We start from the raw sequence: 22622 nt of genomic DNA, 5'->3' as shown, positions 1-22622 counted from the left end.
CTCAGCATAACCAAGGGAGGATGCCGAATGGCCCATGCAAACAGCTCGAACTCGTCCAATAGCTCCAATTCTTCGAATAGCTCAAACTCCTCCAACAGTTCCAATTCCTCAAATAGTTCGATGGAAATGGCACATTCGGGACAGCCCAATTCGATGTTGCTGAGTGCAGCGCTGGATGCGACTGCAAAATCCCTAAACGCTGCCTGGCAGGCCAAAACCAGCGACGATCTGGAATGGATTGCAGCCACGCCGGATCATGTGCTGGATTTTGAACGGCTGAACAGCCGCCACCGCATGTCCCTGATCCAGAGCGCACTCACCGCAGACATTACGGTTGCTGCCAAAAACACAAAAGTGCTGGTCAGTGCCTCGGGCAGCGAAATCGCCAGCATCGAGTTGCACCGCGATGTCAGCGACCCGGCCGTAGCGCAGTTCTGGAATGGCCAGCTGGCCAAGGTCCATAATCGCAAGTGGCACCGGGATGAACGGCTGAGCGAGATTGTGCTTCAACAGACCGACATTCTGAGCTTCATGACTCTGCCCACAAATCTGGGTCCGACCACACATCCCTATACGCTGCTTTACCTGCAAGCAGTTCTGAAAGCGGTCTTTAAGGTCACATCCGAAGTGAAGCGTCATTTTCAACTGGTGCGCCCGGCGGATCTGGCACCTGAGATCAACCCGGTCATCCAGACACCGGCGCATAGTGCCTACCCCTCCGGTCATGCAACAGAGAGTTTCTCACTTGCGGTGGTATTGGAAACGCTTCTTTTTGACGGAGCAAGTACCGAGCTGAAATCCATCGCCGCTCGCATAACCGATAACCGCGCCATTGCAGGGGTGCATTACCCTGCCGATGGCCTGGCAGGTGCAACACTGGGGCTGGCGCTGGCCAGCACGCTTTTGTCGCGGACCTTTGATAAGGCCGGCGGAACCGGTAGCACGATTGAGCCCATCTTTGCCGAGCTGCACCACAGCCTGGATGCGGATGCGGTCACTGCGGGTCCGCAATCTGACGGGACAGTGCAGGTAACCCTTTGTCCGAACTCGGAAATCGAAGATCTCACGGGCGATCTGTTGCGCTTCCCCCACCCCGGCAACCTGAAACCCAACACTGGTGAAGGCCTGCCACAGCAGGCCCTGGCATGGTTGGCAGGTAAGGTCCTGAAAGAATGCGGTCTGGGGTAAAGAGGTGAGCCATGACACTCAAGTTTCAACCTCAAACCGGGGGGCAGGATTTTAGCCCCCTCCCGGAGAATTACCTGCCCGCAGCTTTGCCCTATCTTACCGGACAGCAAAATCTGCCCCCTCTGTTTCTGCTGGCACCTGAGCCGAAGCCGGGCAATTCGAAGCCGCCTGAACCGGTAAAGATCCCTGCAGAGGATCTGGCTGATCCTGCGCGTATGTTGTCCCACACGGAATCCGGTCGTGAAGGGTTTCTTTTGCCCCATGGCGAGCTTTCACAGATGACCCTCAGCAGTTTCGGTCCTGAGGTAGCCAATGGCCCTGTGACCGCTCTCATTGATACCGGCATCGCGTTTTGGAACCCCGCCTTTCGGCTGCCCGATGGCGGCAACCGGATCAAGGAAATCGCTTTTCTCGGTTTGGCTGGTGAGAGCCAGTCCCTCAGCCAAGAGGAGTTCGCCCCCTTTTATGCGCTGGCAGATGGCCCCGGCGGGGAGGCCCGCGTAATCGAGGCCCTTGGCCAGCGCTTTGAGGGCAGCCTCTATGAGGATGGCTTTAAACCCGGTCAGTTCTCTCATGGTACTGCGATGGCAGGCCTTCTGATCGAAGCAGAGGGTGCGGCGCCAGCCCCGCCACCGCTCTTTGCGGTGGAGCTGCCTGCCATAGCCGTTTTTGACCGCTCCGGTGCCAGCCTGCAGGCGGTGCTGCTGCAAGCTATTAAGACCTGCATCCAAGGATTTGAAGGCAGTGGGATTTCGCATCTGAATATCGTGCTGCCCTTTGCATTCCTGGGCGGACCACATGACCGCAGTCACCCTGGTCTGGACTTTCTGCATCAGGCCCTGGAACGGCACAAACCGGGCTTTGAAGTGAAGCTATTTCTCCCTTCAGGAAATCACCGTCAGGATCGCCAGCATGCGCGTTTTCCCGCACTCCAAACCGGATCGGAGCAGGCAATCACCTGGCGGCTGCACCATGGCGATCACAGCAGCAACTCTCTGGATATCTGCTATGCCGCCGAAGACGCCCCGACTCTAGAGTTGCAGGCCCCTGATGGATCTGTTGCGCAACTGAAGCTGACGCCAGGCAGCTATAGCAAAATACTTTTTGGCGACCGGGTAATTGGCGGAGCGCTTTTGCGCAGCACCTCCCAAAATCACCACAGACTCCGGCTGAGCTGTAGCGCCCCTGCCAGCAAAGACCTAACCGCGCCCCGCGTTCCTGCGGGCGATTGGCAAATCACCCTGAGGGCAATCAGTGGTGGCGTGGGAGAAGCCTCTCTGTGGATTCTGCGCGATGACAGCAACCTCCACCTCCTTGGTGAAGACCCGGTGCGCCCATCCGAATTTGTCGACCCCCACCATCGGGAGCGCTTATCCGGGGGTGAAATACCCCTGAAAGATCAGGATCTTAGCGCAATTCGACAGTCGGGAACGGCTTCGACACTCTGCGCAAGCAAACATCTTAGGGTCGTCAGTGTCAAAGCGCTGCATCAGCCCCATCCGGGCGGATCTTGCCGCGACTCCTGGTATAGCGGCCTCCCCCTACCAGACGGGGAAGATCTGCAGGGAGAACTGGTTGATCAGGGATGGGCGGCACCGGGTTTACGCCTGCTGGGCAATGGCAGTGCCCAAAGGTTTCGTGTTTCGGGTAGCTCCTTTGCTACGGCATTGGCTGCGCGAAAAGCTGGGATAGAGCAGAAACAGGCCCTCGCGGCCGCTCCCAGCACTTAAGAGAGCGAGCGGGGTGTGCGCTCTTCCAGCATCCCGCTCGCTCTCAAATCTCTCACATCCTGGCTGCTCGGGGGTGCTACTTGCTAGCTACTCAGAAGACCACTCAACTCGGAAATCATCCCGGTTCGCCGCAGGGTTTCCACCGGGTAGTCTTCCGTCAGCAATTGCGAGAAATCAAAACCTGGTTCCAGGCGACGGAGTTTCGCGGCGAAACTTTGTGCCGCGTCCCAATCCCCCTGCAAAAGGCTGAGTGCCACGAGATAGCGCAGAGGCGGTCGACAACTGGGCCAGCGCAAATGACTTTGCCAAGCAAAATCCCGAGCTTCCTCTAACTGGCCGACCCCTAGGGCTGCGAGACAGGCCTGAATATCCCAGTAATACTTGTTTGGCAGCCCAGCCGCGACAGAGCGCGCGGTTTTGGACAGCTGGTAGGCCTGATCATATTCCGAGCGGAAGAAATGCGCCTGACACAGAGCATTCAACGCATAGGGGTCATCGCCGCAATAGCCATGCGCTTCCTTGGCCAGGTAGAAGCCATAGTCAAAATCGGACCCGAGCTTCATATTAACGATCGACGCCAAAGCAATGACAACAGAATTTGACCGGCTATCAATCAGACTGTCATCCGCCAAGCTCAGCGCTTGCTGAGTCACTTCTGGTGAAAAGTCACCAAATTCAAGTGCTTGGGTCAGTTTTGCAAAGGAGCGCCATGCCGAAACCATGCCATCATTTTCCTCCCCCTGCAGCTTTTCCAGCAGAAGGTCGCCATGATCAATACGGCTGCGGTTGCCGGTGAAAAGCAACTCTGATGCCCGTTGCACCCGCAGACAGCGGGGCAAATCACTCTGTTGCCGTTGTGGCAGCCTATGCGCAATAGCACCTGCAGCCCGCGCTACAAAAGGCGCCAGTTCATTCCGTGTCATCAGCGCCGCCATATCCAGCTCAAGGCTCAGATGGTCAGCCCAAAAGCAGCTCCTGTGCTCCCCGCTCAATAGTCGGAGGTGAATACTCAGCCATCCGCCCAGGGCGTGGGAACGCAATTCGATTGTAGTGCTGAACGCGCTGGTCTCTTCGGCCTGCCCGCTTCCTTCAGTGACAATCTCAATCTCACCCAAAGTCAACAGCCGCTTTGTCAGGAGCATTGAAAGATGCTCCATCGCGAATGCCTCTATTCGGTCGTCAGGTTCGCCCAGGGATTGGATTAGAACCCGCAGGCGCGGCGCGCTTTGAACCGGAGCCGAAGGCTGGATGCGAAACAGCTCTTCCTCTGGTGGGTCCTGCTGGAGCTGCTGGTCCCTGCGCCAATCTTCGAACTCTGGGTCTTTGATCGTCAGGGAACCGCAGAACTCCGCCTCTGGCTGCGGAGGTGTTTGCTGAACCTCCACCTGTGCGGTTTCCAGCCAAATCGAGTTCCGATCCGACCCAACAACATCCGCCGCAGGCCCCAGGCTTTTCCGAAGGTTGGACAAGGCCCGACGCAGACTTCCCTGCGCTTGCGATGTTGTCCTGTCGGACCACAGCCGGTCTTGCAACCACTCACGGGAGCGATGCATCTGCGGCGAAAAGGCCAGCAGAGCAACAAGGCCGCTTTCCTTCATACCTTTGGGCGTGCAGACACCTTCAGCACTTTTCAGCTGAAACATGCCCCAGGGCTGGATCTGAAGTTTACCGGCCATATCTGCATCCTGCCTAGCAATCCCGCCGATTGGCAGGATCGGCGAGAACCGGCACATGCTAGCGTGAAAGCCCGCGCATAACCAAGGTGCAAAATGAGCCTTGGCCGCAACTTATTCCCCGAGTGAGGAGGTTTAACCGATCTGACGCGCTATCATTTGCAGAATGCGTTCCACAGTTTCCGGGTTCAGAACACGGCCCTTCAGCTCGATTCGTGTGGAATCCGCTGCGACCTCTGCACTCAGCGCGCCACCTTTGGGAAGCGGGCGGGCAGGCAGCCGGGTCACCTCTTGTGGTCTCCCCCCACGAGAGCGATCTTTTGGTACGGCTCCCGTTTGCTTAAGAGCCTTGTCGAGCAGTTGCCATTCGCTCTTGGCATCCACTGCTGTCCCCTGCCCCAGGGCATTTCGCAACCGGGCCTGGCCACCATCACGCAGCGCGGTGGCCAGCGCTAAACCCGCTTTTTCGCTCAATCCGGTTGGAAATTGCAACAGATCCCCCAGCGCCTCATGAACCACGGCAAAGCTGCGAACCTTGGACCGCTTCGCCTTAGAGGCCGCAGCAAAAAGAACGTTCACCGCCTCTTCAACCGAAGGGAAGACCCCCTGCCCTGCCGCCAGAACAGCAATGCGTCCACGCTCATAGTGGCTGAGATTGGCGCGCACCTCATTTTCTTCGACCATGGAAACATAGGCCGACTGCCCCGTGTTGCCAGATCGGACAAACGCCGGAATTCGATCTGACCCCTCGCCGCCATTTTGCAGCGCACGATAGGCCTGCAGGCGCCGATAGCCAGAGATCAGGCCATAGCCATCTTCAGTTCGGGTCACTTCGATTGGGGACCGCAGACCATGCTCCCGAATAGAGGAGATCAGTTCCTCCATCGCCTCGGGATCTTCTTTGATGCGGTCACGGCGGATGAAATCCGGGTCGATCTCGGCCAATACGATTTGCTGCGCAACCAGCCCTGCCCCTTCGGCCTCGCGCCAACGCGCCGCATCCCCCTGATCCTGGGCCAGTGCGACCCGGTCGGTGACATTGGTCATGCTATTGAGGCTCGCCGCCTCCGCCGCGACCTGCGCGATAGGCGGAACCGCAGATTTGGTTTCAAAGGGATTGGCCGAGGGTTTCGCGGCGAAACCTTCCTCCAGCTCCTGCAACTCGCTTGCATCCGGGGCGATCAATCTTCTGCGTTTAGCCATCTTGCATCTCTCCCATCTGTGCATCGCGCCACCAGCAGCCGATCAGCACTTCCTTGAACTCCGCATAGGTCCGATCAAAGGCTTCACGACCCCGAACATAGGTATCGCGGTTAAAGTCACGGTAGTCGGCCTCGTAGATCCCATTGACCTGCTCCCCGGCCTGCCCCACCAGCGCGGTGTAATCCTGCCGGTAGGCATTCATGAAATCGCCGAAATAGGCCTGGATCACATTGGCCATATCGGTCTGCTGGCTGGCGTCGAACCGGGTGACAATGGCCCGCACTACATCCCATTCGAACTTAATCTCCGGCAAACCCGCCGCGCGCTGTGCGGCGTTCTCACCGTCCTCGATCGAAGCGAAAGTGGTGTAGAGCATGTCAAAAAACCGCCCGGTGCTGTCGAACTCCAGATATGAGGCTCCAAGTGGCACCAACAGGATATCCGAAGCCGCCAAAGCATTGATCGTCAGATACCCCAGCGCCGGCGGCGTATCGAGAAAGACGATGTCGTACTGATCGAGGATCTTTTCATCCTCAAGGAAATTGGTCAGCCCGTCCCACAGCGGCCAGCTGCGCAGCCCCATGCGCCAAACCGGGATTTGAAACTCGGCCCAATATAGATTCAGCTGGGCCCCGATGAGGTCAATATTGGGCCAGTGGGTTTTCTGGATCACATCCTCGGGCGTTGTCTTCAAGGCCTCCTGTAGGGTTTCATCTAGGGGGATTTCCGGCTGACCCGCTGCTGCGCGCACCAGGTTCTCTTCTGTTACCGCTTTGGCGTAGTCTTTAGCCACCAAGGGAAAGACTGTCTGCCATTCATCCGCAACCTTGCCACCCATGATCGAAGTCATGGAACCCTGGCTGTCGAGGTCGATCACTAGCACCTTGTAACCATCGAGCGCGGCAGACATGGCCAGATGAGCAGCCGTTGAGGTCTTGCCAACACCACCTTTGAAATTCGCGACAGCTACAACCTTGGCCGGTTGACCCTCTGGCCGATAGGGCAGGTATTCTTTGGTGCTCACCCCTTCGCTGGCAAAATGCTGTCGCAGGGTAAGGACCTCTTCGAGGGTAAACCACTTTGACCCACCATCACCTTCGCCCTGTGGCAGGTCAGGGTTTGCCTTGAGCACCCGGCGTAAATGGGCGGGAGCAACAGGGATCAGATATTTGGTGATTTCCCAAGTGGAGAACTTGCGCAGACGCTTCTGCCCATCTGGCGCATAGCCGCGACGCGCCAGATCTTCGCGCCCTTTGCTACAGAAGGCCGCCGCTTTGGCAAAGCGCGCCGTTCCGATAGGATCAGGAAGTTTCTTCGCCGCGACCTCTGGATCGAGGTTAAGATAAGGGGGCAATGAAGAAGGTGGGGATTTGCTCACGGGATATGCCTCGCTTTGGGTGCCTCTGTTCATCCATCGGCATGTTCGCCTTTCCAGCGTATGTCAGGGAAACTAGCGAACATCTGTGGATCAATCCAGCATTTAGATTGGCACAGAGGGGAGAATAGCGTTTTCCAGTAGGTTTCGCGGCGAAACCTGCTTTTTGCGATTGAAATCAAAGAGAATTCGACAGCAACAAGGTTTATTTCTTTTAAGATTTTAGAATCTTTACTCAGGAAATCTGTTGTAAATACAAATGCTTGATCTATGTCGGGTACCTGTTTTCAGTATTAAGGGCACCTGTTTACGGGTTCAAAGGTACCCATGTGCAGGATAAAGGGGGCCAAGGAGCAGGGGGAAAGGTGCCGATTCTCGGGATTGTTGAAACCTCCTCGCTAGGCTCTATACAGCCGGTCTAGGCTCTACCGACCGGCCTTGGGAGTCTTTTGGTCGCCATTGACAACCGTGCTTCAGCGGTGCTCATAGGCGCGTTGAGGTGGGTATCGCAACGCGCGTGAGAATCGCCGATCCTGTATCCGGGTACCTTTAGTGACAATCCTCCAGGAACCCTTGGTGATTGAAAGCTGGGTACCTTTCGGGCAGTATCAAAGAAAAATGCAGGCCCATGTATGAGCGATTCCCAGATTGATATGGACCGGCTGTCAGGTGCGCTGCGCCGGGAGACGGTAAAGAAGAATGTGGCGGCGATCCATATCAGCGGCAAGCTGAGCCTGTTGCAGCGCAAGCTGTCGAATGTGCTCCTGCTCAATGCCTATGACGCGCTGACCTCGGCCCAGAGCCACACCATCGATGCCCGCACCCTGGCGGCCATCGTTGGCTATAACTCCAATGATTTTGACACCCTCCGCAGCAGTCTGCGCGCCCTGGCCGAGACCACTGCCGAATGGGACATGCTGGATGAGCAGGGGCGACAGGAATGGGGGGTTTCTTCGCTGCTGTCCTTTGCCAAGCTCAAGGGCGGGGTCTGCGAATACGGCTATTCTCCGGTCCTGGCGCAAAAGCTGCACGATCCGAAGATCTATGCGCTGATCAATGTCCATATCCAGCGTAATTTCAGTTCCGGCCACGGGCTGGCGCTTTATGAGAACTGCTACCGGTTTGTGCGCACCGGCTCGACCGGCTGGTGGAGCCTGGAAGTGTTCCGCAAGCTGATGGGGGTGGATGGCTCCAGCTACTACGAGAGTTTCAAGCATCTCAACGCCAAGATCATCAAACCCGCCGTGGCTGAGGTGAACAAATGCGCCGATATCGAGATCACACCGGAGTTCCAGAAGAAAGGCCGCTCGGTCACTGACATCCGGTTTAAGATCAAATCCAACCCGCAGATGGCAATGTTCCAGATTGATGACAGCGAAGGGCTGCGCAACCTTCCAGTCTACAAGGCGCTGACGGGGCAGGGGGTCTCTGACCGGCTGGCGCGGCAGTGGATTGCCGAACATGGCGAGGCCTATGTTCAGGAGAAACTCGACTATATGGCGGGGCAGGGGGCGGTGAAAAGCTCGGTTGGTTATCTCTCTGCAGCATTGCGGGAGGACTACCGTCCGACGCAAGCCGCGCCAAAGCCCGTTCCGGAACCCAGCCCGGAGGCACTGGAAGCCGCGCGTCTGCGGGTGGAAGAGCAGCGCCGCGAGGATGAGGCCTTTGCCGCGCGCCAGGCGGAGCGGGCCGGGCGGGCGCGACAGCTGGAAGTTGTCGAGACCTTGGTTTCGCGGCGAAACCCCACCCAGCGCGATGCCGACCGGCAGCTCTTTATGTCCGGCCTTGAAGATGATCTGGAGCGCGAGAATTTCCGCGCCCATGGCTGGCGCTCTGCCTTGAATGCCAGCGCCATTATTGCTTTCTGGCAAGAGCTGGAACCCGAGGCCTTTGAGAACTAGATCACCGGGGTAGGGGAGATGTGCATGATTACAGTGAATGACAGGATGCAAAGCGAATACCGCTACGCGCTTGACGCTCCAGAGGGGGCATCCTTTGATCCTGATTTCCAGCCGTTCCACAGCCCGGCCGAGATGCTGGCGCTTGGGGTTTTCGAAGGCAAATATATGAATGACTGCCGGGAGGAATTCCCGGAGAACTGGTTTGAAAAAGCCAAGCTGTCAGCGGTGGCGGATCCGGAGGTGAATTACTTTGGCATCAAGAGCCGCCAGCCGCTGAGCCATTGGCGCGACAAGGGCTGGATCCACGGGCCAGACCCGCGCGGCTGGTTCCAATGGTATTGCCGGTATTATCTGGGCCGCCGACTGCCGGAGGTGGACCAGATCCAGATCAAACGCTGGCGCGGCTTTGCCCGCCATGCAGGCCAGATCCGCGCCAATTGCCATCCGGGTGACCTCTTCTGCCGCCCTCGTCAGCGCCAGGCGCTGCTGCAATGGGCCTATGATCCCTTTCTCTAACACTGCTGGACAGGGGGCTCAGCCCTTGCCTTGGGGCAGATTGCCGGAGACCTGCGCCGAATAGTAATAGGCAATCGCCTGGGCGCGGTTCTTCACGGAGAGCTTTTCGTAGATGTTCGACAGGTGGAACTTCACCGTATTGGTCGAGATCTGCAGCGCCTTGGAAAGCTCGCGGTTGGACATGCCCTTTGCCAGGGATTCCAGAATGGCGCGCTCCTTGCGCGACAGGCTGTGGATCGGGTCCTGCTGCATCTTGCGCACATCGATAAAAGGAAAGACCATCTTCCCCGCGGCCACGTCGAGGCAGGTCTCCAACAGCCCCTCGGCCTCGCCGGAGCGCGGGGCAAAACCGGCCGCTCCGGCCTGCATCGCCAGCCGCGGCGCGTCGCCATCGGCATCGCCGTAGACCACCAGGCGCGGGGCGTTTTCATGCTCGCGTAGCACTTCGATCAGCTTGGCCGCCCCCAGGACGGGGAGGTTCCAATCGATGATCCCGACCTGAACTGGCACCCGCATCACGATGCCCAGAAACCCCTCCGCAGTGGCCGAAGTGGCGACAAGAGAGAATCGCGGATCCCTCTCGAAGATCTCTGACATTGCAGACAAAACCAGCGGATTGCTGTCAGCCAGCATGATGTCGATCGGGCGGCTTCCTGGATTAACCATTTGTTTTCAAACCTTGAATCGTCAAAAACTACCCATTTGGGTGGGATCATTTTTGGTATACGACTGCATTCTTACCAAATTGGGTAGGTAAACCCCCACCCAATTAGATGTCCAAAAGCAGTAGTAACTTACGTTGTGCGCGGCGGCAAGCTCGGGAAATCTGCCTGTCATCAAGAATTCACCGGGGCATCGGGCCCCGTTCAGCCAAAGGGTCAGCACATGACTGTAGAAATCTTCCCCAGCCTCGAGATCCCCGAGACGCTTGCCGCGGGCCCTGGCCCCGGCAATACCGACCTGCGCGTTTTGCAGGCCTTCTCCGGCGCCGGCGTTGCGGATCACATGCAGCCTGATGTGCTGCGCGGCATGGTCGAGTGCAAATTCATGCTGCGTGACCTCTGGGGCACCAAGAACACCTATACCTACGGGGTCGGGGGCACCGGTTTCTCCGCATTGGATTGCATGTTCAACGCGATCCTGCCCGGCGACAGCGTTGTGGCCTTCCAGAACGGCACCTTCTCTGGCGTTGATGCGCTGACCATCTGCATGAAAGCCGCCACCCGCGAAGAGCTGGCCGCCGATGCGCTGAACCCGCAGGCGGCTTCGGTCACCGTGGTGGATGTGCCCCATGGCACCTCTGTCACCGGCGAGATGGTTGAGGGCGTGCTGGCCGACAAGAAACCTAAATGGGCCTTCATGGCGCATTGGGAAACCGGTTCCGGCCGCATCAACGACATCAAAGGCTTCTCTGATGCCTGCGAAAAGCACGGTGTCATGGGCCTCATCGATGCGGTGTCGTCTCTGGGGATCGAAGATTTCTCGATTGATGACTACCCGGGTGTCGTGGGCTGGGCCTCCTGCCCGCAGAAAGGCGTGCTCTGCCTGCCGCTGACCTATGCGCCGGTCTCTTTCACCGACCGCTACATCGAAACCGTCAAGGCAAACGGCTGCGCATCCTATGTGCACAACCCGATCCTGGAAGCCCGCCACTGGGGCATCATGGATGGTGAAGACGTCGCTGCCGGCGCTTATCACCGCACTCATTCCGGCTATGCGGTTGCCGCCTTCCACGAGGCCCTGCGCATCACCCTGCAGCATGGCCGCGCCCAGAAGGCCCGCGACTATGCCTTCCACGAGCAGGCGCTGCGCGATGCGGTCACTGCCATGGGCTGCGAGGTCACCTCGAACATGACCAGCCTGGTGGTTCTGAACCTGCCCGGCGATCTGGCGGGCCGCGAGAAAGAGCTGGTCGGCAACTGCCGCGCCGTGGGCTTTGGCATCTGGCCGACCCTGTCGGAGCCGGTCCAGGTCCGCATCGGTATCCTGAACCAGATCAACCGCGCCGCCATCACTGACATCGTTAGCCGCTTCGGCAAAGCGATGAACGACCTCGGCGCCGGACTGGATCTGGAGGAGGTCCTGACCGGCCTCGACAATCACTACGACACAGCCCTGGCTGCTGAATAAGACCCGTCCATAGGGAGGAACACCATGGATATCCACGAGTATCAGGCCAAGGAAATTCTGTCGAATTTCGGCGTGGCGGTACCTTCGGGTGCGCTGGCCTATAGCCCCGAACAGGCCGCCTACCGCGCCCGCGAGCTGGGCGGCGAGAAATGGATCGTCAAGGCACAGGTGCATGCCGGCGGCCGCGGCAAGGCCGGCGGCGTCAAGCTCTGCGACAGCGAGGGCGAGATCTACGAGGCCTGCGAGGACATGTTCGGCCGCAAGCTGGTCACCCATCAGACCGGCCCTGAAGGCAAGGGCATCTACCGGGTCTATGTCGAAAGCGCGGTGCCTATCGACCGCGAGATTTACCTCGGCTTTGTGCTGGACCGCTCCAGCCAGCGGGTGATGATCGTCGCCTCCTCCGAAGGCGGCATGGAGATCGAGGAGATCTCTGCCGAGAAACCTGACAGCATCGTGCGCTCCACCGTGGAGCCTGCGGTGGGCCTGCAGGAATTCCAGGCGCGCGAGATCGCCTTCAAGCTGGGTCTGGAGCCGGGCATGGTGCAGCAGATGGTACGCACCCTGCAGGGCTGCTACGCCGCCTTCAGCGAGCTTGATGCCACCATGGTGGAGATCAACCCGCTGGTGATCACCGGCGACAACCGGGTGCTGGCGCTGGATGCCAAGATGAGCTTTGACGACAATGCTCTGTTTCGCCATCCGCAGATCTCAGAGCTGCGCGACAAGAGCCAGGAAGACCCGCGCGAGAGCCGCGCGGCGGACCGCGGCCTGTCCTATGTCGGTCTCGACGGCAATATCGGCTGCATCGTCAATGGCGCCGGCCTTGCCATGGCGACCATGGACACAATCAAGCTAGCCGGCGGCGAGCCTGCCAACTTCCTCGACATCGGCGGCGGTGCTTCGCCCGAGCGCGTGGCCAAGGCCTTCCGCCTGGTACTGTCGGATGACAATGTGCAGGCGATCCTGGTCAATATCTTTGCCGGCATCAACCGCTGCGACTGGGTCGCCGAAGGTGTGGTTCAGGCGCTGCGCGAGCTGGAGATCGACCTGCCGGTGGTGGTCCGCCTTGCGGGCACCAATGTGGAAGAGGGTCAGAAGATTTTGGCCAAATCCGGCTTGCCGGTGATCCGCGCCACCACCCTTATGGAAGCTGCCGAACGCGCCGTTGGCGCCTGGCAAAACGATCTCACCCAAGCGACCAAAGTGAGGGCAGTGAAATGAGCATTCTCCTGGACCGCAGCTCCCGCGTTATCGTGCAGGGCATTACCGGCAAGATCGCCCGGTTCCACACCAAGGATATGATCGAATACGGCACCAATGTTGTCGGCGGCGTTGTCCCCGGCAAGGGCGGCGAGGTGGTCGAAGGCGTGCCGGTCTTCAACACCGTGAAAGAGGCCGTCGAGGCCACCGATGCCGATGCCAGCATCGTCTTTGTGCCGCCGCCCTTTGCGGCTGACAGCATCATGGAAGCCGCAGATGCCGGCATTCGCTACTGCGTCTGCATCACCGACGGTATCCCGGCCCAGGACATGATCCGGGTCAAGCGCTACATGTACCGCTATCCGCGCGACAAGCGCATGGTGCTGACCGGCCCCAACTGCGCCGGCACGATTTCTCCCGGCAAGGCGCTCCTGGGCATCATGCCCGGCCATATCTACCTGCCCGGCAATGTCGGCATCATCGGCCGCTCCGGCACCTTGGGCTATGAGGCGGCGGCGCAGCTGAAGGAATACGGCATTGGTGTCTCCACCTCGGTGGGCATCGGCGGCGACCCGATCAACGGCTCTTCCTTCAAGGACATCCTGCAGTGGTTCGAACAGGACCCGGAGACTGAAGTCATCGCCATGATTGGTGAAATCGGCGGCCCGCAGGAAGCGGAAGCGGCCGATTACATCAAGAACCACGTGACCAAGCCGGTGATTGCCTATGTGGCAGGTCTGACCGCGCCCAAGGGCCGCACCATGGGCCATGCCGGCGCCATCATCTCGGCCTTTGGCGAAAGCGCCTCTGAAAAGGTCGAAATCCTCTCTGCCGCCGGTGTCATCGTGGCAGAGAACCCGGCTGTAATCGGCGAGACCATCGCCCGTGTGATGAAGAAGGCTGCGTGATGTCTGCAAAACCCTCTGTCCTTGTCACCCGGCGCTGGCCTGCCGCTGTCGAAGCGCAGCTGCAGGAGCGCTACAATGTCTCGCTCAACACCGGGGACCAGCCTATGTCCCCGGCAGAGATCCGCGCGGCCCTCAAAAACCATGATGCGGTGCTGCCAACTGTCACCGATAAGATCAGCGCTGAGGCGCTGGACGTCAGCGCTTCCAAGGCGCGCATCCTGGCCAATTACGGCGTCGGCTACAGCCATATCTGCGAGGCTTCGGCCCGCAATCTGGGACTCACCGTCACCAATACGCCGGATGTGCTGTCCGAATGCACTGCCGATCTGGCCATGACGCTTCTGCTCATGGTGGCCCGCAGGGCAGGGGAGGGGGAGCGCGAGGCGCGTGAAGGCCGCTGGACCGGCTGGCGCCCGACCCATCTGGTGGGCACCAAGGTGAGCGGCAAGACCCTCGGCATCATTGGTTACGGGCGCATCGGCCAGGAAATGGCACGCCGGGCACATCACGGCTTTGGCATGGAGATCCTGGTGCAGAACCGCAGCAAGGTGGCACCTGAGGTGCTGGCCCAGTGCAATGCGCGCCAGGTCGACAGCATCGAAGACCTGCTGCCGAAATGCGATTTTGTCTCGCTGCATTGCCCAGGCGGCGCCGAGAACCGTCACCTGATCAACTCGCGGCGGCTGGATCTGATGAAGCAGGATGCCTTCCTGATCAACACCGCCCGCGGTGAGGTGATCGACGAATTCGCCCTGGCGCAATCGCTGATGTTCGACATGATCGGCGGCGCGGCGCTAGATGTCTTTGACGGAGAGCCCCGCATCAATCCAACGCTGAAGCAATGCGATAATCTGGTGATGCTGCCCCACTTGGGCAGTGCCACCCGTGAATCGCGCGAGGCCATGGGCTTCCGGGTGCTCGACAACCTCGAAGATTTCTTTGAGGGCCGCGACCCCCGCGACCGGGTGATCTGAGGCGCAGCTTCCTGCCTTGACCAGAATGCCATCTCCGGCGCCGCTTTTCATGGGCGCTGGACACTCCAAATCTGACTAGAGATTAGCCATGACCATGACACCCCGCGACCTGAAGCCTGCCCGTCAGGACTTTTTCACCCAGCCGCTTTCCGAGCGTGACCCAGAGCTTTTTGGTGCGATCACCAATGAGCTGGGGCGCCAGCGTGATGAGATCGAGCTGATTGCCTCGGAAAACATCGTCTCCGCCGCCGTGATGGAGGCGCAGGGTTCCGTCCTGACCAACAAATATGCCGAAGGCTACCCCGGGCGCCGCTACTATGGCGGCTGCCAGTATGTCGACGTGGCAGAGAACCTGGCCATTGACCGCGCCAAGGAACTCTTTGGTTGTGAGTTTGCCAATGTGCAGCCGAACTCCGGCTCTCAGGCCAACCAGGGTGTGTTCCAAGCGCTGATCCAGCCCGGCGATACCATCCTCGGCATGGACCTCGCCTCCGGCGGCCACCTGACCCATGGCGCGCGCCCAAACCAGTCGGGTAAGTGGTTCAACGCGGTGCATTACGGCGTGCGCGAGGATGACAACCTCATTGACTACGATCAGATCCAGGCCCTGGCCACAGAGCACCAGCCCAAGCTGATCATCGCGGGCGGCTCCGCCATCCCGCGCCAGATCGATTTTGCCAAGTTCCGCGAGATTGCCGACAGCGTTGGCGCCTATTTCATGGTTGATATGGCCCATATCGCCGGTCTCATCGCGGCTGGCGAGCACCCCAGCCCCTTCCCGCATGCCCATGTGGCCACCACCACCACGCATAAGACCCTGCGCGGCCCCCGCGGCGGCATGATCGTCACCAATGACGAGGCGATTGCCAAGAAGGTGAACTCGGCGATCTTCCCCGGCATCCAGGGCGGCCCGCTGATGCATGTGATTGCAGGCAAGGCAGCAGCCTTTGGCGAGGCGCTGAAGCCCGAGTTCAAAGACTACCAGAAGCAGGTGCGCGCCAATGCAGCAGCGCTGGCGGACCAGCTGATCAAGGGCGGTCTGGACATCGTCACCGGCGGCACCGATACCCATGTGATGCTGGTGGACCTGCGCCCCAAGGGCGTGACCGGCAATATCACCGACAAGGCTCTGGGCCGCGCCCATATCACCACCAACAAGAACGGCATCCCGTTTGATCCGGAAAAGCCCACCGTGACCTCGGGCATCCGCCTCGGCACCCCGGCGGGCACCACCCGCGGCTTTGGTGAGGCAGAGTTCCGCCAGATCGCCGATCTGATCGTGGAAGTGGTCGACGGCCTCGCGGCCAATGGCGAAGAGGGCAACGGCGAAGTCGAAGCAGCTGTGCGCGCCAAAGTCGCCAAACTCTGCGCCGAATTCCCCCTCTACCCGAACCTGTAACCCTCAAAAGGAGTCTGAGACATGAGTTTCTTTCCCATCGAACAGGCGCCTGCGCGTCTTAACCGCAGTGAACTCGCCGTGCCCGGCAGCCAGCCCGGCATGTTTGAAAAGGCCGCGCAATCCGACGTGGATGTGATCTTCCTGGATCTGGAAGACGCGGTGGCGCCTGACGAGAAGGAACAGGCGCGCAAGAACATCATTCAGGCGCTGAATGACATCGACTGGGGCAACAAGACCATGTCAGTGCGCATCAACGGGCTGGATACCCATTACATGTACCGCGATGTGGTGGATGTGGTGGAACAGGCCGGCGAGCGCCTGGATCTGATCATGATCCCTAAAGTTGGCACCGCTGCTGACGTCTATGCCGTCGACATGATGGTGACCCAGATCGAAGACGCCAAGGGCCTGAAAAAGCGCATTGGTTTCGAGCACATCATCGAAACCGCGCTGGGGATGCAGAATGTCTCTGAAATTGCTGGTGCCTCCAAGCGCAACGAAAGCCTGCACTTCGGTGTGGCCGACTATGCCGCTTCGACCCGTGCCCGCACCACCATCATTGGCGGCGTGAACAAGGACTACTCGGTCCTGACCGACGCCGCTGCGGATGGCAGCCGTGAGACCCATTGGGGCGACATGTGGCACTATGCGCTGGCGCGCATGGTTGTGGCCGCCCGTGCCAATGGTCTGCGTCCCATCGACGGGCCATTCGGTGATTTCCAGGACCCCGAGGGCTACAAGGCAGCGGCCAAACGCGCGGCGGTTCTGGGCTGCGAAGGCAAATGGGCCATCCACCCCAGCCAGATCGCCCTGGCCAATGAAGTCATGAGTCCCTCGGACGAAGAGGTGACCAAGGCCCACCGCATTCTGGCCGCCATGGCGGAAGCGGAAGCCGCAGGCAAGGGCGCGGTTTCGCTGGATGGCCGGTTGATCGACTATGCTTCGATCCGTCAGGCCGAAGTGCTGGTGGAAAAAGCCCGCCAGATTTCCGGCGCCTAAATCGCCCGCCGTATCGGCGAAACCGCATTGGATAAATTACATCGGGCCGGGAAACTCTCGGCCCGTTTTTCTGCGTGCACCACTGTTTAGTAGGCCCGCCAGCTTCAGTAGTGTTTTGAGCCCTTTGGGCGCACACTGTTTTTGATCCCTTTTAGCAGGGTTTCAGAGGCGGTGATGTCATTTGAAAGATGTTCCAAGGCGTTGCGGGTCACGCCGTCGAAATCCTGTTCCGCGTTCAGTTCCGAGATCCTGGCATCCATATGCGCCAGTCGCTCAGCCAATTTGTCGGCTTGGGTCAGGCCACGCTGGTCAAAGCCATGGGACTGCGCACTCTTCTTGCGCATCTGACGAAGCTCTGAGGCCACGCGGGCGGCAAAGAGTTTGAAGAGATCCGCTTCACTGGTGCGGGGCTGCAGCGCGCCATCATGAAGAATGGCAAAATGCCCAAGCAGTGTACCATCCTCGGCGCGGATGTTTTGCCCGAGGTAGGACACCAGCTTTTGCGATCTGATGCCAGGGTGGTCCGGGAAGCGTTCTGGCAAACCATCGGGGATAAAAACCTGATCGCTGTTTTTCAACAAGTTACAGGGAGAGCCCTCATAGGGGCGCAATTCTCCCATGGCGCCCTGTTCAATGATCCCGTCCTGGCATTTGGACAGCAGGCGGTAGCAGCTGGGATCTTTATCATAGGTCTCGGATACGATGACCCAGCGCACTTTGAGTGCGGCCTGCATCTGTTCACACAAGAGGGCAATTGGGTCATTGCTTCCTTGCTGGTTGTGTCCCAAAGCAAGCGCGCTGAGAATGCGCATGGCGTGCAGTGTTTCCAGCTCGGCGCTGAGACGGAGAAGGAACAAACCTACCGTTTCCGTCAGATGATCGGCCTCCTCCTGGTCGATTTCGCGTCGCCATGCAGCCTGGATCAGGCCAATTGCGGCACCTTCCTTATTGGTCAGGGGGAAGCCGATATAGCTCTGAATATTCTCCTGGACGAACATTTCATCCAGTGGGTAGTCCTTTTGGATACCCCGCAGAAAGGTCTGTTGCCTTGCAGATTTGACCACATCCTGACAGGGTGTGCCACCGGCCTCATATTCCATCTCGCCCAGGGATTTGCTGTCAAAACTGCTGGCCAAGACTCTGATGCATTCTCGCTCCATCACCTTGAGCTCGCCAATTGTCACCAGATCTGCTTCGAAACAATCTGCCAGGATTTCGACAAAGCGTTGCAGAAATTCGAGGCCAGTCGAACAGGAGAGCACCATCAGTTCATCTGATGCGCCTTGGCCGTGTTCGTACTGTTCATTCATCTGCATTTTGCTGCGATCCTCGGAACATTTGCGATCGGTCTACTGTCTATTGCAGCTCACTTATTTTGCCACAGAGCGGTTAACAAAGTTACCTCACCGTAAAAACGCTGCCCTAGATCCCATGCTGCAGGGGGGATTGGTTACAATCAAGTGATAGATAGGGTGGTCGGAAGATGATTTCGAAACCAGATTGAGCCTTGTTGCTATTGGATACACTCTTTTGCTTAGTATCAACTTACTTATGCGCCTTTACCGCGTGTAAAACCTTGCCCGCGGGTTACTTGGTTCAGGAGACAAAAGCGCGGCGGGGGGTAGGTGAAGCAGGGGGTGAAACACGTCATGGGCGTATCACAGTCTTTCTCTACAAGTTTGAATTTGCTTGGGGTGTTGCCGAGCAATAGGTAGAATTGGGGAAGGAAAGCTACGAGGATTAAACCGCTTTATGGACAGTTCCAACGGGTATAGCTGTTTCCCTGGCCACGCTAGCCTGGAGCATTTCAATCATTTGGCCACACCTCTGTGGATCTTTGATGTGGAGCGGCACGGGATTTGGTGGGCTAATCCAGCAGCCATTCAATTCTGGGAGGGCAGGGATCTCCAGGATCTCTTGGAGCGAGATTTCTCCAGCGATAGCGATACGGTACGCCAGCGGCTACGGCAAATTGTGAGGCATTCATCGGGTGATCACAGGTTGCAGGACACCTGGACGCTATATCCCCAAGGTGTTCCCAAAACGGTGCTTCTGTCATTTTTGCCAGTCCTGATCGAAGAGGGCGTAAGTGCCGTTTTGATCGAAGTGAAACAATTCGTCGATCAGTTTGCGGATGAGGAAGCGATTCGTATTCTGGAGGCCGCCCGTGTTTCTGCCTTGATGGTCAGCACCTATTCCTACGAGGGCAAACTCCTGGTGCAAAACCCCGCTGCGCTGTCTTGTTATGGCAAATCCTCAGCTATGCTGAGTTCAAATGATCTGGAAGCGCGCCTGAAAGATCCAGAGGTGGCAAGGGCGCTTTTACAGATCGCAAAGACTGGCAAGACCCTGGATACCGAACAATTGGTCCGCACGCAGCAGGGCAATCGCGTTCATCGCATTCGGGCACGTCGCGGCCGCGACCCGGTGACCGGAGGTTTTGTCACCATCCTGAGTGAAGAAGATGTGACAGAGCAAAATGCCCTGCGCCTCAGGATGGAGGAGCTGAATTCCCAGCTGGAAGCCAAGGTGGAAGAGCGGACAAAGCGATTGCGGGAAAGCGAAGAGCGCTATGCCCTCGCGACGCAAAGTGCCGCGATCTGGGATTGGGACATTGAATCTGACCATCTCTTTCTGTCGCCGGGTTTTGTCTCTTCGCTGGGGTATGAAGCTGCGGATTTCCGCGACGTTCTTGTCGCGAATGGCATTTCCGCGTTTTTGCATCCAGAAGACTTTGGCCCATATCAAGAAGAGTTGGAGCGACATCTGAAGGAACCGGATGTGCCGTTCAACCATGAGCACCGCTTTCGGGCTGTTGACGGCAGCTATCGTTGGTTCGCGGCCCATGGCAAATGTCTGGTCAACAACCAGGGCAGATCGGTGCGATCTGTAGGTCTTTTGACCGATGTGACGGACCGCAAAGAACTGGAGGCAACTCTGTTCGAAGCGCAACGGCTGGAAGCCATCGGACAGTTAACAGGTGGCATTGCCCATGATTTCAACAATCTTCTGACGGTCATTCAGGGCAATGCGGAACTGTTGAAAGTGGCGGAAGATCCAGATCATGAATTGGCGGATGCTATCAAGGAAGCCGCACAGAAGGGGGGCGAACTTACCCGGCAGCTGCTGGCGTTTTCTCGCAAACAACCCCTGCAGCCCGAAGCGGTCAACCTTTCTGAACTGGTTCCGGATCTCGCAGAGGCACTGGATCGCATTTTGGGAGACGGGATCAAGGTGCACTGCACGCAGGATTCAGGCTTGTGGCCGGTTTTTGCGGATTCCTCTCAGTTCGAAAGTGCGCTGTTCAATTTGGCAATGAATGCCCGTGATGCGATGCCAGATGGTGGCAGCATAGAAATTTCTTGTCGCAATCGCATCTGGACGAACGCGGCCAGCAGTGGTGCTGAAACTGGTATCTTAGCGCCTGGAGACTATGTGGAAATTGCGCTAAAGGACACCGGATCCGGAATGAGCGCGGAGAACCTTCAGCGCGCCGTTGAACCTTATTTCACCACCAAAGGTGTTGGTGAGGGCAGCGGATTGGGACTTTCGATGGTATTTGGGTTTTCCCGCCAATCTGGTGGCGACACGCGTATTGAAAGCTGTCCGGGAAAAGGAACCCGGGTTTCTCTTTTCCTGCCACGCTCGCAAGAGAAACCGCGTTTACGCAGTTTACCAAGAACGGTGGAGATCCTGAGGGGCAGCGGCGAGCATGTGCATCTGCTCGAAGATGATAATGCTGTACAGGGCACGCTGCGCGGCATTTTGGAAACGCTGAACTATGAGGTCTCTGCTTCAACCACGGTCTCTGGCGCCTTGCGCAGCATTGGGCGAAACCCAAGGCCGGCACTTGTGCTTGCAGATGTGGTGCTCCCGGGCGGGGACAGTGGTGTCGATCTGGCGCATTTCCTTGAAAACAAACATCCGGAAATCCGCGTGGTACTGATGTCAGGTTTCCCGCAGGCACATCTTGAAGGTACGCAAAAGCCCCTTAGCAATTTCCAATTTCTGCAAAAGCCAATGGAGAAGGCGCATCTGGCGCGGGCCCTGCGCAACGCGCTGGACGGGTAAATTCAGACATCCGCCTTTGGAAAGCTGACCTGGACCTCCAGACCGGGTTCAACGGTCCTGAGTGTGAGGTCCGCCCGGTGCAGATCAGCGATTGCTTGGACCAAGCTGAGGCCCAAACCGCTACCTGGGGTGCTACGACTCCGCTCCAAACGGTAGAGCCTGCGCAAGACATTGACCTGTTCCTTCTGCGGGATCCCGGACCCGTGATCGCGCAGGATCAATTGCGGTTGCCTGCCCCCAAGGAGCGAGAGGTGAATGTCACTGCCTCGTGGTGTATGTCGCAGCGCATTTTCCAGCAGATTGGCCAGCAATTGCCCAATGAGGGTCTTGTCACCGCGCACGAATACCGGTCCTTCCGGCAAGTCCAATTGCAGCCTACGGCCTTCTTCCTCGGCGGCGGGTTCATAGATCTCGGCTATCGTCCGTGCCGTGTCAGCTAGATCCACCGTCTGGAACCGTGCCGCGGGAGAGCCGCCTTCAATCTGAGCAATCTGCAAAAGCGATTGGAAGGTCTGGTCGATGCCCTTGGTTTCCGCCAGGGTCTTAGCAGCGATTTCTTTGGCCTCTGCGGGTAGGCCAGGTATCGCCTGGAGCCTCTCAGCATGGACCGAGACCCGTTGGATAGGGCTTTTGAGGTCATGCGCGATATCGGCAGAGACCTGTTTTAGCGCCATCATCGAGTTTTCCTGCGCCTCTGCCATTCGGTTTACGCTGGTGCTGATCCGGTTCAGATCATCCGTGGCGCCCACTGGGGTAGAGGCTCTGGCGGTTAGGTCCCCTGTGGTGAGGCGCGCTAGGACCTGTTCCAGTTCGGTCAAACGCCGTGCGGAGCGTCGGGCCAGCAGAACCCCGCCCAAAACCGCGATGGCAATGGCGGGTAGCAGGCTGAACAGAAAAACCCGCAGAAAGGTCTCTTGGAGTTTTTCCAGAGGATCCGCGCTTTCTGCCACGGTCATCAGCCCGCCATGGATATGACGGCTGAGCAGCAGAAAGGGCCCCTGGACCGGTGTTGGCTCAGGACCGAGCACAACCAGTCTGAACCCTGCCTCTTGCTGCGTTACTGCAGAATTGCCTGCAATCACGCGACCGTTTGGCAGCCGATAGCTGAGCAAACGCTTCTTTGGGTCGCTTTCAGAGGTCTGCGCGCGCACCAGAACCGCAAGTGCCGAAGCAGAGGGCGTGGCCTGAAACCCCGCCATATCCTGGATGAGGCTCTCTTCAATGGCGCTTTGTTGCGCGGATTTTGCGACGTAATAGGTGATGCCTAGGCTCAGTGCACTGGTCAACAGGAACAGGAGCGACAGCCACAGGGACTGCCGCACAGGGGAAGATCGCAGAAGGCCGCGCAACCT

17 protein-coding genes are annotated in these 22622 nt (G+C 58.5%); 11 read left to right on the top strand and 6 right to left on the bottom strand.

The features are described 5' to 3' along the window. Positions 1-126 precede the first annotated feature (126 nt). Both RSK20926_RS22180 and RSK20926_RS16115 read left to right on the top strand, forming a co-directional pair. Positions 127-1188 (top strand): phosphatase PAP2 family protein, encoded by a 1062-nt coding sequence (locus RSK20926_RS22180; protein ID WP_157133155.1) that lies wholly within the window; start codon positions 127-129, stop codon positions 1186-1188. A gap of 11 nt (positions 1189-1199) precedes the next feature. Next, entirely contained in the window at positions 1200-2918 is a 1719-nt protein-coding gene (locus RSK20926_RS16115; protein ID WP_008208313.1) for a hypothetical protein, read from the top strand. An 83-nt stretch (positions 2919-3001) separates the two neighbouring features. Here RSK20926_RS16115 and RSK20926_RS16110 read toward each other — a convergent pair whose 3' ends face one another. The 3 genes from RSK20926_RS16110 to RSK20926_RS16100 all read right to left on the bottom strand — a co-directional run bounded on the left by RSK20926_RS16110 (position 3002) and on the right by RSK20926_RS16100 (position 7205). Next, on the bottom strand, positions 3002-4651 hold the full coding sequence (locus RSK20926_RS16110) for an AfsR/SARP family transcriptional regulator (RefSeq protein ID WP_008208311.1): 1650 nt from the start codon (positions 4649-4651) through the stop codon (positions 3002-3004). A gap of 75 nt (positions 4652-4726) precedes the next feature. Then, on the bottom strand, positions 4727-5794 hold the full coding sequence (locus RSK20926_RS16105; RefSeq protein ID WP_008208310.1) for a ParB/RepB/Spo0J family partition protein: 1068 nt from the start codon (positions 5792-5794) through the stop codon (positions 4727-4729). Next, the gene (locus RSK20926_RS16100) at positions 5787-7205 is read right to left on the bottom strand and encodes an AAA family ATPase (protein WP_008208308.1); all 1419 of its coding nucleotides are present in this window, start codon (positions 7203-7205) and stop codon (positions 5787-5789) included. The genes RSK20926_RS16105 and RSK20926_RS16100 overlap by 8 nt, the downstream gene beginning before the upstream one ends. 596 nt (positions 7206-7801) lie before the next feature. Between RSK20926_RS16100 and RSK20926_RS16095 the strand changes: the two genes are divergently transcribed. Beyond that, entirely contained in the window at positions 7802-9070 is a 1269-nt protein-coding gene (locus RSK20926_RS16095; RefSeq protein WP_008208306.1) for a replication initiation protein, read from the top strand. 24 nt (positions 9071-9094) lie between these two features. Then, complete coding sequence (locus tag RSK20926_RS16090; RefSeq protein WP_232281917.1) at positions 9095-9586, top strand: hypothetical protein; 492 nt, start codon at positions 9095-9097, stop codon at positions 9584-9586. A gap of 18 nt (positions 9587-9604) precedes the next feature. On the opposite strand, the gene RSK20926_RS16085 is transcribed toward RSK20926_RS16090, so the two are convergent. Continuing rightward, positions 9605-10252 (bottom strand): response regulator transcription factor, encoded by a 648-nt coding sequence (locus RSK20926_RS16085; protein ID WP_008208303.1) that lies wholly within the window; start codon positions 10250-10252, stop codon positions 9605-9607. A gap of 219 nt (positions 10253-10471) precedes the next feature. On the opposite strand from RSK20926_RS16085, the gene RSK20926_RS16080 reads away from it, so the two are divergent. The 6 genes from RSK20926_RS16080 (at position 10472) to RSK20926_RS16055 (ending at position 17199) form a co-directional block, all read left to right on the top strand. Next, positions 10472-11716 (top strand): aminotransferase class V-fold PLP-dependent enzyme, encoded by a 1245-nt coding sequence (locus tag RSK20926_RS16080; RefSeq protein ID WP_037255405.1) that lies wholly within the window; start codon positions 10472-10474, stop codon positions 11714-11716. Positions 11717-11740: 24 nt separating this feature from the next. Then, positions 11741-12940: a malate--CoA ligase subunit beta gene (locus RSK20926_RS16075; protein WP_008208299.1), complete on the top strand. Its 1200-nt coding sequence runs from the start codon at positions 11741-11743 to the stop codon at positions 12938-12940. Beyond that, positions 12937-13827 carry a succinate--CoA ligase subunit alpha gene (gene sucD / locus RSK20926_RS16070; RefSeq protein WP_008208297.1) on the top strand — a complete coding sequence of 297 codons (891 nt, stop codon included), beginning with the start codon at positions 12937-12939 and terminating at the stop codon, positions 13825-13827. The genes RSK20926_RS16075 and sucD overlap by 4 nt, the downstream gene beginning before the upstream one ends. Then, positions 13827-14801: a 2-hydroxyacid dehydrogenase gene (locus tag RSK20926_RS16065; protein ID WP_008208295.1), complete on the top strand. Its 975-nt coding sequence runs from the start codon at positions 13827-13829 to the stop codon at positions 14799-14801. The genes sucD and RSK20926_RS16065 overlap by 1 nt, the downstream gene beginning before the upstream one ends. Before the next feature lie 88 nt (positions 14802-14889). Then, on the top strand, positions 14890-16200 hold the full coding sequence (gene glyA / locus RSK20926_RS16060) for a serine hydroxymethyltransferase (protein WP_008208293.1): 1311 nt from the start codon (positions 14890-14892) through the stop codon (positions 16198-16200). 21 nt (positions 16201-16221) lie between these two features. Beyond that, on the top strand, positions 16222-17199 hold the full coding sequence (locus RSK20926_RS16055) for an HpcH/HpaI aldolase/citrate lyase family protein (protein WP_008208292.1): 978 nt from the start codon (positions 16222-16224) through the stop codon (positions 17197-17199). A gap of 104 nt (positions 17200-17303) precedes the next feature. Here RSK20926_RS16055 and RSK20926_RS16050 read toward each other — a convergent pair whose 3' ends face one another. Next, a complete protein-coding gene (locus RSK20926_RS16050; RefSeq protein WP_008208290.1) occupies positions 17304-18515 on the bottom strand; it encodes a hypothetical protein in 1212 nt (403 codons plus the stop codon). Positions 18516-18951: 436 nt separating this feature from the next. Between RSK20926_RS16050 and RSK20926_RS16045 the strand changes: the two genes are divergently transcribed. Continuing rightward, positions 18952-21270 (top strand): PAS domain-containing hybrid sensor histidine kinase/response regulator, encoded by a 2319-nt coding sequence (locus RSK20926_RS16045; RefSeq protein ID WP_008208288.1) that lies wholly within the window; start codon positions 18952-18954, stop codon positions 21268-21270. A gap of 2 nt (positions 21271-21272) precedes the next feature. Here the strand turns inward: RSK20926_RS16045 and RSK20926_RS16040 are convergent, their stop codons facing one another. Then, on the bottom strand, positions 21273-22592 hold the full coding sequence (locus RSK20926_RS16040) for a sensor histidine kinase (protein ID WP_232281916.1): 1320 nt from the start codon (positions 22590-22592) through the stop codon (positions 21273-21275). Between the last annotated feature and the right edge of the window lie 30 nt (positions 22593-22622).

The sequence above is a fragment of the Roseobacter sp. SK209-2-6 genome (assembly GCF_000169455.1).
In the GTDB taxonomy this organism is placed as follows: Bacteria; Pseudomonadota; Alphaproteobacteria; order Rhodobacterales; family Rhodobacteraceae; genus Pseudophaeobacter.
The sequence above is the reverse complement of the archived record's forward strand: the minus strand, read 5'-3'. Positions and strand labels throughout refer to the sequence as shown.

Coding starts and splice junctions, on each gene's coding strand:
- RSK20926_RS22180 (WP_157133155.1), top strand. CDS start 127: ATGGCACATTCGGGACAGCCCAATTCGATGTTGCTGAGTGCAGCGCTG.
- RSK20926_RS16115 (WP_008208313.1), top strand. CDS start 1,200: ATGACACTCAAGTTTCAACCTCAAACCGGGGGGCAGGATTTTAGCCCC.
- RSK20926_RS16110 (WP_008208311.1), bottom strand. CDS start 4,651: ATGTGCCGGTTCTCGCCGATCCTGCCAATCGGCGGGATTGCTAGGCAG.
- RSK20926_RS16105 (WP_008208310.1), bottom strand. CDS start 5,794: ATGGCTAAACGCAGAAGATTGATCGCCCCGGATGCAAGCGAGTTGCAG.
- RSK20926_RS16100 (WP_008208308.1), bottom strand. CDS start 7,205: ATGAACAGAGGCACCCAAAGCGAGGCATATCCCGTGAGCAAATCCCCA.
- RSK20926_RS16095 (WP_008208306.1), top strand. CDS start 7,802: ATGAGCGATTCCCAGATTGATATGGACCGGCTGTCAGGTGCGCTGCGC.
- RSK20926_RS16090 (WP_232281917.1), top strand. CDS start 9,095: ATGATTACAGTGAATGACAGGATGCAAAGCGAATACCGCTACGCGCTT.
- RSK20926_RS16085 (WP_008208303.1), bottom strand. CDS start 10,252: ATGGTTAATCCAGGAAGCCGCCCGATCGACATCATGCTGGCTGACAGC.
- RSK20926_RS16080 (WP_037255405.1), top strand. CDS start 10,472: ATGACTGTAGAAATCTTCCCCAGCCTCGAGATCCCCGAGACGCTTGCC.
- RSK20926_RS16075 (WP_008208299.1), top strand. CDS start 11,741: ATGGATATCCACGAGTATCAGGCCAAGGAAATTCTGTCGAATTTCGGC.
- sucD (WP_008208297.1), top strand. CDS start 12,937: ATGAGCATTCTCCTGGACCGCAGCTCCCGCGTTATCGTGCAGGGCATT.
- RSK20926_RS16065 (WP_008208295.1), top strand. CDS start 13,827: ATGTCTGCAAAACCCTCTGTCCTTGTCACCCGGCGCTGGCCTGCCGCT.
- glyA (WP_008208293.1), top strand. CDS start 14,890: ATGACCATGACACCCCGCGACCTGAAGCCTGCCCGTCAGGACTTTTTC.
- RSK20926_RS16055 (WP_008208292.1), top strand. CDS start 16,222: ATGAGTTTCTTTCCCATCGAACAGGCGCCTGCGCGTCTTAACCGCAGT.
- RSK20926_RS16050 (WP_008208290.1), bottom strand. CDS start 18,515: ATGCAGATGAATGAACAGTACGAACACGGCCAAGGCGCATCAGATGAA.
- RSK20926_RS16045 (WP_008208288.1), top strand. CDS start 18,952: ATGGACAGTTCCAACGGGTATAGCTGTTTCCCTGGCCACGCTAGCCTG.